We start from the raw sequence: 13624 nt of genomic DNA, 5'->3' as shown, positions 1-13624 counted from the left end.
TATGACAATTGCAGAAAATCTTGACAAAATTTTGAGTGAAATTCCTTCTTCTGTTCGTTTGGTTGCTGTCACAAAAAAAAAGCCAGTGACGGCAATTAAAGAAGCTTATCACTATGGTATTCGTGATTTTGCAGAAAGTCGTGTCCAAGAAGCAATTTTAAAGCAAGAAGAGTTACAAGACCATAAAGATATTTGTTGGCATTTTATTGGTCATATTCAAACTAATAAGGCTAAAAAAATATTAGAAAATTTTCATTGGATTCATTCGGTTGATAGTCTAAAATTAGCAGAACATTTAGATAAATTGGCTGCTAAAACTTCTATTTATCCTCATGTTTGTCTTCAAGTCAAACTCTTGCCTGACCCCAATAAGTATGGTTGGGAGGTCATGGAATTTTGGCAAGATTTACCTAAGTTGGAACCCTTAAAACATTTAAAAATTGAAGGATTAATGACTATTTTACCTTTAGGACTATCTGAAAATGAATGTTTAGAGACTTTTGAAAAAACTAAAGAACTTGCTACAAAAATAAACGAAAAATCATCCTTACAGTTAAAAGAATTATCAATGGGAATGTCTAATGATTATTTATTAGCAGTAGAAAAGGGTGCAACTATGATCCGTTTAGGAAGCATTATTTTTGGTGCCAGAAATTAGTTTATTTAATACTTGAATAGGATGCTGTGGTTTCCATCCTGATAGTCTTTTAACTTGTGAACGACAAGAATATCCAGTAACTAAATAATAGGGTCTATCCTCAATATTTTCCGGTAAATGTTGTTGCCAACTACTTCTATAAATGTCTTGTGAACTTTCATAATGTTCTCTTTCATGGCCATACATTCCGGCCATTCCACAACAACCAACAGGCACTAAATTTAACCTCACTCCCATGTTTTTAAAAACTGTTTGCCATTGCTTTTGTGAGTTAAAAACAAGGGATTTTTCGTGGCAATGTCCTAACAAGTAATAGGGTTTATTTTGTTTAATTTTGGGGAATACTTTATCTTGTTCAACTAAAAATTCTTGGATGAGTTTAACTTTATTAAAAATGTTTTCATCATCACTGATTTTATCATATTCATCTCTATATGTAAGGGTCATACTTGGTTCTATTCCAATCAGAGGAATATCTAAATATAAAACTTTTTTTAAGTGTTTGATATTTTGCATAACTACAGTTTTAAACTGATTGATAAATCCCTTTAAATGTAAAGGTTTTCCATTGATAAAAAACGGTAATAGATAAACATTATAACCCAAATTTTCAAAAAAATGATAAGTATCAACAACTAACTGTGCTTCGTAGAAACTGGTAAACGCATCTTGTAATAAAATAATGCTATTTTTTTGTTCTTCTCTCGATAAATTTTGTAAGGTTTCTATCTTTAATTCTATGGTTAGTTTTTGTCGTAAAATAAGCGGACTAATAAGGGGTGGATCAACTAAATTTAATGATTTACTAATTATCAATTTACTAAGAGAGTTTTGCACTACATTATTAAATATATTAGGCGCAAAAGATTGGTAATAGGCTAACTGTTCTATGTTAGCCATAAAATAATCTCTAAAAGGACGTAAATAGCGACTATGATAGCGTTCTAAGAATAGAGATTTTAAGCTAGGGATGTCAACATGAATCGGACATTGACTAACACACCCTTTACAAGCAAGACATCCTTGCATCCCTTGATAAACATCGTGGGAAAAATCTTCTTTACCTTGCCATTTTTTTAGGGTGTACCAAATTTTTTTAGGGATAGATAAAGACTCATTATTATCTTTGTTAAAATCTGATTTTGATAATAATCTTAACCATTCTCTTAATAACATTGCCCTTCCTTTTGGAGAGTGAATGCGATCGCGAGTTTGTTTAGCAGAAGGACAAATAATTTCATCAGGGTTAAAGTTAAAACAAGCACCATTTCCATTACAATTAAAAGCTGCTTCATATTCCTTTCTAAACTGTTGAGAAACTTGGCGATCAAACTGTCCCCTTAAAGTTGATTCTAATTTAACAATTTTATCTGTACTATGATAAGGTGTAACAATTTTTCCTGGGTTTAATTTATTTTTAGTATCAAATACTTCTTTAATCTTTCTTAAATCCTGATATAGTTCTTCTCCAAAAAATAAAGGTGTGTATTCACTGCGAAAACCTTTACCATGTTCTCCCCAAATAACTCCCCCATACTTACGAACTAAATCAACAACTTTGTCCGATATTTCTCTAATCAATTTTTCATCTTTAGGTGCTTTCATATCCAACGCTGGACGAACATGAAGGCAACCGACATCCACATGACCAAACATGGCATATTTAAGGTTATAACTGTTTAATAACTTTTTAAATTCCTTGGTGTAATTGGCTAAATTCCTAGGATTAACTGCCGTATCTTCTATAAAAGCAATGGGTTTGCGAGTACCTGGCATACTTCCTAATAAAGCTGCTCCTTTTTTTCTTAATAACCATAATGGCTTAATCTCTTCTAATTTATCAGTTTTATAATAGCCGATAATTCCTGGTTTGCTTTTATCCTGTAATTTAGAGATTAACGAACTTATTTGCTTTTCTAGATTATGATTATTTTCAGCAATAAACTCAACTAAATTAAGGGCTTTAGCTGAACCAACAAAGTTTTTTACTTCTTCAAAAATACTATCATCTTTAGCCAATTCTAAAATTGTTTCGTCCACTGTTTCAATGGCAGCAGGTTCATAAGTTAGTAAATGTTCAGCATCCCTTAAAGCTGCATCAAAATTTTGATAATGAATAGCAAATAATTGAGTAGCTTTAGGAATTTTTGTTAATTTTAATTTTGCCTCTGTAATAACGCCTAATGTCCCTTCTGAGCCAGCTAAAATTCGATTAATATCAAAATATTTTCTGCTTTCATCATAAACCTTAGCTAAGTTATAACCAGTCATAAATCTAGTTAATTTAGGAAATATATTATCAATCAATTCTGCTTTTTCGGACACAAGCTTATCTATTAGTCTATAAATTTCTCCTAATCTTCCTTCTTGTTGTTTTAATATGTTTAATGTCTCTAAATTAACTTGAGAAGAAGTAGCTAAAGTCCCATCGGATAAAACCCAGTTTAATGCTAAAATGTGGTCACTGGTTTTCCCATAAATACGAGAACCTTTACCCGCAGCATCCGTGTTAATCATCCCACCAATGGTTGCACGGTTACTAGGAGCAAGGGACGGGGCAAAAAAGAGATTATGATCTGCTAATATTTGGTTTAATTGGTCTAAAATAATACCAGGTTGCACCCTAACCCATTGTTCTTTTATATTCACTTCTAAGACTTGATTCATGTACTTAGAACAGTCTATAATGATACTAGGGGAAAGTGATTGACCATTAGTGCCAGTTCCTCCCCCTCGAGGTGAAAAAGTAACGGATTCAAACTCAGTTTTGTTAGCTAATTTAAAAACTTCTCTAATATCTTGACTGGTACGGGGAAAAACAAGAGCTTGGGGTAAAATTTGATAAATACTATTGTCAGTAGAAGCAATTAAACGGTTAGCTAAATCACCCTTAATATCTCCTGAAAAAGAAGTGTCTCTTAAACTACTCAAAAAATCAGCAATGGTGTGATTAATTGTTGTTTCTGGTTCAAGTTTTGGAATCATTTTAATAATTTTATCAAAAAACAATCGCCACAATCACTGCTTCAATGCTACTAAAGATATCTTTCCTATTTGTCAGGATGATAAACATTGAAGAAACAAAAAAATTAGCGATCACTCAATACTACTGCTATGGCGATTAAATATAGCCTAACTTTGAAAGAAAATGTAAATTAGTAAAAGTTATCTCTTAATTCGTCTTAGAGATATACTAAATATTTATACCTAAGACATGATATTTTTCCATCCCATTAACTTTTTACCCAAACGAAAAACAACGGCATTTCCTAATCCTAATGCTTGAACTCCTTCAATTAAAGAAGGTTCCATCTCTTTGAGAGAATCGAGTAACTGAGGACATTGGACGAAATCAAGGCAGATAACCGTTGAGTGATTCCAGGGTTCACGGAAAATTTGACATTGGGCAGGGAGATACCCGATATGGGTACGAAAGCGGTTAATAGCCGCTTTTTCTAGTTCGCTACTTGTACACTCGAAGGGTAGCTGTGAATTATTCATAAAATCCTCATATCTTTTCAGGAAAATTTCCATGCCTCTCTACGGTAACACTTTGGGCAGAGAAGTATTGTAATTGTTTTAACTAACTTTTCTATTTATTAAGATTTCAAAAGTATGTTAGGATACAAAAATTTAGGAATCTTCTTCTTGATTGTTGAATAGGGGTTTAATTCCCTGGTTTGGTATCCATTGAATTGCACCATCCCGCTCTATCCAATACCATTTAAGGTTTTCTTGATTTAATTTTGTTTTAATAAAGCTAGGAAGATAATTAGTAGAAATAATCAGAATTTTTGGCTGATATTTTTTTAATAATTTTATCCAATCAGATGACAGTTTTTTTCCAGACCATAAAAGGACATCAAGGCCATGATTAAGATGAACTGAAATCGATTGAGGATCTAGTTTTTGACCATCTATCCATAACCAATATTTATCTTTTATTTGCCATTTTATTATACCTGATTCCCTATTCATGGCTTTTATAATGGTTGAGTCTTCTTCTATGACTTGATGACTGTTATTAAATTCTTTGTTGTCGAAAAGATCAATAATACTATTGATTTTAATTTTCTTTTTAATTATTGATAAACTCAGTTCATCTTGATTATTGGTAATGATAACTGTATTAATTTTATTAATCCCTTGTTGAGATAGAAACGGTGATAATGTGTATTTTATATCCGTTTCGCTGCCCACATTAATTAGGGTAACTTTACCTCTATTTTGCATGACTATAATCGGTACTTTATTTCCTTCTAAAACTGTTATTTTCAATAAAGTAATATTTTTGTAAATGATTGGGATAATAATCAAGCCAATAATTATCAATGCTCCTATGTGCCAATATTTCTGGAATCTTTTATTTAACCAAATTGTTACTAAAATACTATAGATAATAATTAACGTAACTAAAGATATTTGTCCAACGGCAAAAGCACTGAGCTTTAATTGAGGTATTTGTTGAGCAGATTGTAAGAGAATCTGAAGCGGCCAAAATAAAATTTTAGCTATTAGTATTCCTAGATTGGGAATAATTAAGATAAAAACAGCACTAATAATTCCGCCAACAACTAAGAGCATAATTAAAGGAGTTGCCAAAATATTAAAAGGAATAAGATAAAAACTAAAACTATGAAAAAAATACATTATTAAAGGTGATGTCCAGATAGAAACAGCTATAGGTACGGCTATCATACCTGCTAGTTTAGGGGGTAAAAAGTCCAATTTCTTTTCAATAAAAGGACTGGCAACTAATAAAGCAAAAGTTGCCAAGAAACTAAGTTTAAATCCTAAGTCCCAGATCCATAAAGGATTAATACTTAACAATAAAAAACCTGATAATAATAAAGCACCTAAAGCATTGGTTTTTCTATCTAAAACTTGACCTATTAAAACAGAAGAACCCATCAAAGCCGCTCGTAAAATAGAAGGCTGTATTCCGGTTAATACTACATAAAATATTAAAATAACTATCCCAAGTATTAATTTTTTTTTAGGGGATAAAGATTGAGTAATCCAAAAGACAATACCTAACAATAGAGCTACGTGAAACCCTGATGCAGCCAAAACATGAGCCAGACCAATATTAACGAATAAATCCCTAGTTTCTGGGGGTAAATCAACCGCCCTTCTCCCTAAAATAATCGAACTAATAACTAAGCCGTTTTCCTTTCCTAAAGCATCGGTAAAACCGTTAATTATACGATTTCGTAGGTTTGTCCATCCCCAGAGCTTTTTGTCTGTTCTAAAGACAACTTTTTCGCCTTTTAATCCTGAAAAAGATCCTTGTTTTGCTAAATATTTTTTAAAGTCAAACGCCCCTGGATTTTTTGGCGATCGCGGTTGATATAAATTACCCTCAATGATTAAAGTTTGTCTCGGATAAATTAAATAAACTTCGGTATTTGGTAAAGTAACATACAATTTTCCTGTAACTGTTTTATACTGCTCATTGTTGCCATTAAGATTTACTCTTTGTACTCGAAACCAAAATCTTTTCCGATTATTATTGGTGGTTCGAGGTTCAGATAAAACCTTTCCTAAGACTTGAACCTGTTTGGGCTTAAAATCATCTTTAATTAAGTGACTAATATCAGTTGAACGAGGAGAAGGAAGGCGAAATTGAAAATAGATAACAGCGAAAAAAGCAACACAAGAAACTAAGAACCAAAACCGTAATTGAGGACACCGTCGCCAACGACGATTTAAGAAAATAAATAGACTAGGTGGAATAATAAAAATTAATAAAATAACCAAAGTCCATTGTTGCCAAGAAGGTTGAGGATTAGGAAATCCCCACAATCCTGTTAGGAATAAACCCCCAAGATAAGCTAATATTAGGATAATATAACGCCAAGAATTCATAATAAGTTTCTTATCTAGATAAGATAAATCAATTAATCATTGACCAGCTTAACCATGATCAGTGAATTGAGGATGATAATATCTAGCATAAAAAGGGTCGGTTGTCACAAATTATAAAATTTGTTAACAAAACTAAGTAAAACAACGGAACCATACCCAACAAATGAGAGAATACTGAATATTAAGCTATAAAAAAAGAATTATTATAAACGGATGAATCCTCCCACGACTTCAGAACTATCACTTTATCAACTAACTCAAACCACTGACTCCGACTTAGCCTCTTTAACTATCTCGGCTAGTACCTTTCGGGAATGGGTTGACACAGGGATTCAGTTTTTGATTGATCAAGAAATACAGGCAACAGTCTGGGCAAAATTACCACCCCATTCCCGTTGGTGGACAACCCTAGAAACTTATTATCAAGAAGGGCTTTCTGAGCAAATATATCGTTGCAACATAAGTCGTAGTGGTGGAAGCGCACCCTCCCGTCATAGCTCTCGTAGCAGCTATTCATCCCAAGATAGTTTAATCCCCATTGTACTCGAAACCAGTAGTCAGCTAAGACGGGAGCATTTTTGCTTAATTCTCTCCCCTCAACTGTGTAGTCTAATGTTGGCGCAAGAACAGATTCCAGCAGAGGAAGATCCCCCCTCAGGACTTCTAGAACCCACTACCCTCAAAGTCATCTATAGTTTTAATCCTAACGTTATTCAAAAGGCATTAAGCGCAATCAAACACCTTATTACGATAACAGATACAACTTCGGTAGAGGTATTAACAGACTCGGTGTTACCTTTTCCTTTACCAAGTGAAATAGATACCACCCTATTAACAAGATTATGGTATCAATTTCTGCCCCATATTTCTTCCGTTTCTCCCAAGATTAAGCAAGAAACAACGCAACCCCTTCCCTCAAAAAGTTTGACCGTAAGAGAGGAGTTCCCCCAACCCCTAACCAGGGAACTAAGTACCCCTTTAACCAACATGAAAACGGCCCTTCAGTTGTTAGAAAAAAACAGCATAAACGGGACATTAGACAGAGATATATCGACCTATTAAAAAAAGAATGCGATCGGCAAAATACCCTACTTATAGGATTGCAAGAATTATTACAACTTAATCAAAGTTTAGAAGAATCTGACCCTACTGTTCACCTAGAAGAACTGGTTCCAGGGATTGTTAGTACCTATCAAGCGATCGCTGAAGAAAAAGGAATTACTTTAGGATATACCATCCCTGCTGGTTTTCCTGCTGTTGCTTTTCCTAGTTCTTGGTTACGACGAATTCTACAAAATATTATTCACAATAGTCTTAAATTTACTCCTGAAGGGGGACGCATTACTGTACAAACGAACTTGAGATCAGAAGGGGTGGAAATAGCTGTGATTGATACAGGAGTGGGGATAGAAAATAGCGATATTCCCAAACTCTTCGATAGTTTCTATAGGGGACGTAATACCCTGAGTTCTTCCGTTGAGGGAGTGGGACTGGGATTAACCATTGTCCGTCATTTAATTGAACAATGTGGGGGCAAAATTGAGATCGTTTCTCAAGTAGATAAAGGAACAATCGTTAAAGTTATCTTTCAAGAATCTTCCGATTAAATGTCAGTGATCAGTGATCACTGATTAGTTATATAGTAATCAGAAATGATTCATGAGATATTCCTTTTCTTATCTGTTCCCTGTTCCCTTCTACTCAGACTTAATTCTCACAACTGATCACTGATCAGTTATAGTAGAATAAAAGAATACCTATTCCTAAAATGAACCAAGAAGAAAAAACCCAAATTCTCAACAATCCTTCGGTTGAATTGATAAAGACTCCAGTGAAAATTTTATCTACTACCTTAATTAGTTTAGCAATTTTATGGGAGCTAGGAAATTTATACGTAAGACTTAATAACTGGGAAATTCCCAGTAACTTAAACTGGATTTTTTGGTTAGATAGAATTGCTCTTATTAGTCATGGAATAGAAGGCATGATCGCAGCTTACTACGCTAGACTACAAAATAAAAATCCTCTTAAGTATGGCTTCTACATTTTTTTTACTGGAACTCCCGGTTTGTTAGAATTAAATATAGGACAAGAAGGAAGGGACTAGATGACAATTTTAACCTTACGATCAGTTAAAAAAGATTTCGGTATCAAAGAAATTTTGAAAGAGGCAAGTTTTAGTTTAGAAGAAGGGGATAAAGTTGGTTTAATTGGGACAAATGGCTCAGGAAAATCCACCCTACTAAAAATCATAGCGGGATTAGAACCCATTGACCAAGGAGAATTATGGGTTAATTCTGGAACTAAAATTGTTTATCTACCCCAACAACCGAATTTAGACGAAAATCTAACCGTTTTAGAACAGGTTTTTGCTGATTGTGGAGAACAAATGGCACTAATTAGGGAGTATGAAGAAATATCTCACAAATTAGCCCATAACCCTCAAGAAACTGATAGTTTAATGTCTCGTTTATCAGCCGTTACCCAACAAATTGAAACCCTAGATGCTTGGGCATTAGAAACTAACGCTAAAATTGTTTTAAGCCAATTAGGTATCGATAATTTTGAGGCAAAAATTGGCGATTTATCGGGAGGTTATCGGAAAAGAATCGCCTTAGCTTCTGGCTTATTATCAGAACCAGATGCCTTATTAATGGATGAACCTACCAACCATTTAGACGCTATGTCTGTAGAATGGTTACAAAGTTATTTAAACCGTTATTCTGGGGCATTATTATTAATTACCCACGACCGTTATTTCTTAGATAAAGTCACAAATCGTATCCTAGAAATTGATCGAGGTGATTTCTATGGTTATGCAGGAAATTACTCTTATTTTTTAGAAAAAAAAGCAGAAGTAGAAGCCTCAGAAATTAGTAGTCAAAAGAAACACGCTGGGGTATTAAGACGGGAATTAGAATGGTTAAAAAGAGGTCCTAAAGCTAGGAGTACCAAACAAAAAGCCCGTATTGATCGCATTCAAGATATGCAAAATAAAGAGTTTAGACAAACTCAAGGAAAAGTTGAGATTAGTACCGCTAGTCGTCGTATTGGTAAAAAAGTTATTGAACTAGAAAATATTAATAAAGCTTATAATAACCGGGTTTTAATTGATAATTTTACCTATATTTTTAATCCTCAAGATCGAGTAGGAATTATTGGAAAGAATGGAGCAGGTAAGTCCACTTTAATGAATATTATCACAGGGAGAATCACCCCCGATTCAGGAAAAATAGATATTGGACCAACTATTCATTTTGGTTATTTTGATCAACATTCAGAAGATTTATTAGTTAATGAAGAGCAGCGAGTTATTGACTATTTAAAAGACGTGGCAGAATTAGTTAAAACAGCAGACGGTAGCGTTATTACTGCTTCTCAAATGTTAGAAAGATTTCTCTTTCCTCCCAATCAACAATATGCCCCCATTCATAAACTTTCTGGAGGAGAAAAGAGAAGATTATTTTTATTACAAGTATTGATGAGTGCGCCCAATGTATTAATATTAGACGAACCAACCAATGATTTAGATGTACAAACATTAGCAGTTTTAGAGGAATACTTAGAAGAATTTAACGGCTGTGTTATTGTTGTCTCTCACGATCGCTACTTTTTAGACAGAACAGTTGATACGATTTTTGCCCTAGAAGAAGGAGGAAATATTAAACAATATCCTGGTAATTATTCAGTATATCTGGATTATAAGAAAGCAAATGAAGAAAAAGAAAAAGAGTCACCAAATAAAATCAATTCTCAAGATAATAAGGCTTCAAAAAATTCTAAAAATACTCAGTCTAAACAGTCTAATAAACTTACATTTAAGGAAAAATATGAATATAAAGACTTAGAAGAAAAAATACCCTTACTAGAAGCAGAAAAGGAAAAATTAGAAGCAGATTTATATAATAATCCCCCAACAGATTTTGCCCAAATGCAAACCTTAACGGAACGATTATCTGCATTGGTTGAAGAGATTGACACAGCGACAGAAAGATGGTTAGAATTGGCAGAAAGAGAAACTTAAAAATCTTGGTGTTATAATTGAAAAAAAGATTAAACTTGAGGACAATATGGCTGATCTAGGTAACTTGGTACAAAAAGCATTCTATCTTGGAGTTGGTATTGCTTCCTATGCAGCAGAAAAAGGAGGCACTACCATACAAGAATTAAAATCTCAAGCTCAAAAAGTAGCTGATGAAATGGTGTCCAGGGGAGAAATAACCGCAGAAGAAGCTAAAAAATATGTAGATGATATGATTCAGCAAGCGCAACAAGCTAACCCGACTGAAACTGAAAAAAATGAGCAAAAAGAACCTCGTCTAATCGAAATTGTTTCCGAAGAAGATGAAGAGAAAACAGAAACATCAAAGCAAGAAAATTTAGATAATCTCAAACAACAAGTAGAATCTTTACAAGAAGAGCTAGATCGTTTAAAGCGTCAATAATTGACAAATAATAAGCCAACACTATTTAATCTTAAATAAATTTCAATAAATAAATATTATGGAAGACTGGCAAAAAGATTTCACAGAATGGATAGACAATGTAACAGTTGCTGTAGAGGGTTTTGTAGATGAAGTGGGGCAGTCTATGGAAAAAGCTGCTGAAGATTTTGAGAATGATTTATTCAGAGAAATTGAGCAGTTTTTGGATGATGTTTTTGCCCCCATTATCGATGTTTCTATCAGGGAAGAATCTCAAAATTACTACTACTATTATGAATATAACCAAGATCCTGAATCAATACTTTCACCAAAAATAGAACCCACTCATAATGTTCATCCTGCTTGTCGGGGATGTACTCATTATCATGGACGATTATACGGCCAAAATTTATTTGTTTGTGGAATGCACCCTTACGGTTCTAATAATGATTCTTGTTCCGACTGGGAAGAAAAACCCAACAATAAGACTTTAGAAGTATAAACAAAAGTCAACTAAAAAAAACATAAAAACATAACTCCTAACTCTCTGGTATCAGGAATGTCCCCGATAATGAAGGGTCTCAGGTTTCCCTAAAAACTTGGGATTTGTTTTTAATATTTTACAGTCTAAAAATGCTTTAAATCTCGCAAAAACTTCTCTCAATCTTGTTCTTATTCCAGCAAAAGATTGTATATCGGAGGCAGAAAAAGCAATGGGATTTTGTCCTTTTGCTTTCGCAATATATAATGCTCGTTGACAATGGAATTTTTGAGAGACAATGGTATAGCTTTCTAAGCCAGAAATTTCTTTAGCCCGTACAATAGAATCTAAGGTCCTAAACCCTGCATAGTCTTGATTGATATATTGAGCAGGAACCCCCAATTTAATTAAATCTTCGGTCATTTGACTGGGTTCATCATAAAATTCAGTTGAGTTATCTCCTGAGACCAAAATTCCATCTACTTTTTTGGCCTGATACAATTTTGCAGCCGCTTTCATTCGATAAGCATAATAGGCATTATAGCGTGTCCTTTCAGATTGGTTAACATATTTAGATGTTCCTAATACTAAGGCTATTTTTTTTCTAGGAATTTGATTGATATCAGAATAAATAGATTGGTTAAATTGATTACCAATATACCAATCTATTGAAATAATTAATACCAGGAACGCAATCAATAAAATGCTGCTCATAGTCACAAAGTTGTGAAAAAAGCCAGACTTTTTTTTAGATATTTTGTTCCTGTCTTTTCCTGGTAAAGATGACATAATTTAGCCTTACCTTGCACTTAATTTATTCTACAGTTTAATTTTATCACCTCTAATAGAATGATCTAATAACTCGATAGGGTGTATTAATTTTATATCTTTTCCCTGTTGGTTTAGGTGTTTTTTAATTTGTAAAGAGCATCCAGGGTTAGGAGAGGCAATTAATTTTGCCCCTGTATTCATTAAATTATTGACTTTTTGTTTTCCTAACTCATCAGCAACTTCTGGTTGTAACATATTATAAACCCCTGCACTACCACAACATAAAGCAGCATCAATAGGTTCTTTTAATGTTATTCCTGGAATTTGTTTAAGAAGTTGACGGGGTTGTAAGCTAATTTTTTGACCGTGCAGAAGATGACAAGCATCTTGATAAACTAAAGGTAAATTTTCATCTTTTACAGGAGATAATGGGGTTTTTAAACCAATTTCTGCTAAAAATTCTTGAATATCTTTAACCTGATTTGAAAATTGTTCACCCTTTTCTTTGTACTCTGCATCATCGTCTAAAATATGACCATATTCTTTTAATGTATGACCACATCCAGCAGCATTGATAATGATATAATCAACACCAGTATCAGCAAAACTATCAATCATCTGTTTGGCTAAAGCTTGAGCCTGTTTTTCCTGTCCCTGGTGTGCTGGTAATGCAGCGCAACAACCCTGACTTTTAGGAATAACTACTTCACAACCGTTAGCAGTTAAAACCCTAACCGTTGCTTCATTAACAGGGGAGAAAAATAATCTTTGAACACACCCTAAAACTACTCCCACACGGTAACGTTTTTTACCTTGAGCAGGGATAACATCGGGATAGGTTTTGTTGAATGATTTAAGGGTTATGTCTGGTAAAATAGACTCCATTGCAGCTAAACGAGGGGATAAATATTTTAATAACCCTGTTTTCCTGACAATTTTCTGAATTCCTAAGTTTTGATATAGCCAAAGTAAGGGAATAAAAATTTGTAATCTTTGGGGATAGGGAAAAAGATTAAAAATTATACTTCTAATGATTTTATCAGCAATACTTCTCGGTTGATTTCTTTCAACTTGGGGTCTAGTTGCTGAAATTAAACTATCGTATTGTACCCCCGATGGACAGGTTGAAACACAAGCTAAGCAACCTAAACAACTGTCAAAATGTTGGGTAGTTGCTTCATCTAGGGTTGCTTTTCCTTTATTGATAGCATCCATTAAATAAATTCTGCCCCTTGGAGAATCCATTTCTTTACCGATAACACGGTAACTCGGACATGTAGATAAACAGAAGCCACAATGAACACAACTATCAATTAGTTCTTGTTTGGGTGGATTTTTTGCGTCAAATCCTTTAATTTCTTCTTCTAAAGCTCGTTGAAAATTAAAACTATTATTGGAGTTATCAGAAAGTTGCATAATAAT

12 protein-coding genes are annotated in these 13624 nt (G+C 33.6%); 7 read left to right on the top strand and 5 right to left on the bottom strand.

Going from position 1 to position 13624, the window contains the following annotated elements; genetic code table 11:
• Window position 1 precedes the first annotated feature (1 nt).
• On the top strand, window positions 2–658 hold the full coding sequence (locus CWATDRAFT_RS05260) for a YggS family pyridoxal phosphate-dependent enzyme (RefSeq protein ID WP_007304028.1): 657 nt from the start codon (window positions 2–4) through the stop codon (window positions 656–658).
• On the opposite strand, the gene CWATDRAFT_RS05255 is transcribed toward CWATDRAFT_RS05260, so the two are convergent.
• From CWATDRAFT_RS05255 to CWATDRAFT_RS05245, 3 genes are all read right to left on the bottom strand, one after another.
• Window positions 626–3643 carry an FAD-binding and (Fe-S)-binding domain-containing protein gene (locus tag CWATDRAFT_RS05255; protein ID WP_007304027.1) on the bottom strand — a complete coding sequence of 1006 codons (3018 nt, stop codon included), beginning with the start codon at window positions 3641–3643 and terminating at the stop codon, window positions 626–628. The genes CWATDRAFT_RS05260 and CWATDRAFT_RS05255 overlap by 33 nt on opposite strands.
• Before the next feature lie 222 nt (window positions 3644–3865).
• The gene (locus CWATDRAFT_RS05250; protein WP_007304026.1) at window positions 3866–4192 is read right to left on the bottom strand and encodes a hypothetical protein; all 327 of its coding nucleotides are present in this window, start codon (window positions 4190–4192) and stop codon (window positions 3866–3868) included.
• A gap of 99 nt (window positions 4193–4291) precedes the next feature.
• Entirely contained in the window at window positions 4292–6526 is a 2235-nt protein-coding gene (locus tag CWATDRAFT_RS05245) for a ComEC/Rec2 family competence protein (RefSeq protein WP_007304025.1), read from the bottom strand.
• A gap of 213 nt (window positions 6527–6739) precedes the next feature.
• On the opposite strand from CWATDRAFT_RS05245, the gene CWATDRAFT_RS39385 reads away from it, so the two are divergent.
• The 6 genes from CWATDRAFT_RS39385 to CWATDRAFT_RS05220 all read left to right on the top strand — a co-directional run bounded on the left by CWATDRAFT_RS39385 (window position 6740) and on the right by CWATDRAFT_RS05220 (window position 11452).
• Window positions 6740–7588, top strand: coding sequence for a DICT sensory domain-containing protein (locus CWATDRAFT_RS39385; protein ID WP_007304024.1), 849 nt, complete (start codon window positions 6740–6742; stop codon window positions 7586–7588).
• Window positions 7589–7626: 38 nt separating this feature from the next.
• A complete protein-coding gene (locus tag CWATDRAFT_RS39380; protein ID WP_007304023.1) occupies window positions 7627–8133 on the top strand; it encodes a sensor histidine kinase in 507 nt (168 codons plus the stop codon).
• 161 nt (window positions 8134–8294) lie between these two features.
• On the top strand, window positions 8295–8633 hold the full coding sequence (locus tag CWATDRAFT_RS05235; RefSeq protein ID WP_007304022.1) for a hypothetical protein: 339 nt from the start codon (window positions 8295–8297) through the stop codon (window positions 8631–8633).
• Window positions 8634–10550, top strand: coding sequence for an ABC-F family ATP-binding cassette domain-containing protein (locus CWATDRAFT_RS05230; RefSeq protein WP_007304021.1), 1917 nt, complete (start codon window positions 8634–8636; stop codon window positions 10548–10550).
• A gap of 46 nt (window positions 10551–10596) precedes the next feature.
• The gene (locus tag CWATDRAFT_RS05225; protein WP_007304020.1) at window positions 10597–10971 is read left to right on the top strand and encodes a phasin family protein; all 375 of its coding nucleotides are present in this window, start codon (window positions 10597–10599) and stop codon (window positions 10969–10971) included.
• A 58-nt stretch (window positions 10972–11029) separates the two neighbouring features.
• Window positions 11030–11452, top strand: a complete 423-nt coding sequence (locus tag CWATDRAFT_RS05220) for a hypothetical protein (protein ID WP_007304019.1) — start codon at window positions 11030–11032, stop codon at window positions 11450–11452.
• 51 nt (window positions 11453–11503) lie between these two features.
• Here the strand turns inward: CWATDRAFT_RS05220 and CWATDRAFT_RS05215 are convergent, their stop codons facing one another.
• Both CWATDRAFT_RS05215 and CWATDRAFT_RS05210 read right to left on the bottom strand, forming a co-directional pair.
• Window positions 11504–12130 carry a SanA/YdcF family protein gene (locus CWATDRAFT_RS05215; RefSeq protein ID WP_232287013.1) on the bottom strand — a complete coding sequence of 209 codons (627 nt, stop codon included), beginning with the start codon at window positions 12128–12130 and terminating at the stop codon, window positions 11504–11506.
• Window positions 12131–12250: 120 nt separating this feature from the next.
• Window positions 12251–13618, bottom strand: a complete 1368-nt coding sequence (locus CWATDRAFT_RS05210; protein WP_007304017.1) for a (Fe-S)-binding protein — start codon at window positions 13616–13618, stop codon at window positions 12251–12253.
• Between the last annotated feature and the right edge of the window lie 6 nt (window positions 13619–13624).

Origin of the sequence: Crocosphaera watsonii WH 8501, assembly GCF_000167195.1 — a bacterium.
GTDB lineage: Bacteria > Cyanobacteriota > Cyanobacteriia > Cyanobacteriales > Microcystaceae > Crocosphaera > Crocosphaera watsonii.
The sequence above is the reverse complement of the archived record's forward strand: the minus strand, read 5'-3'. Positions and strand labels throughout refer to the sequence as shown.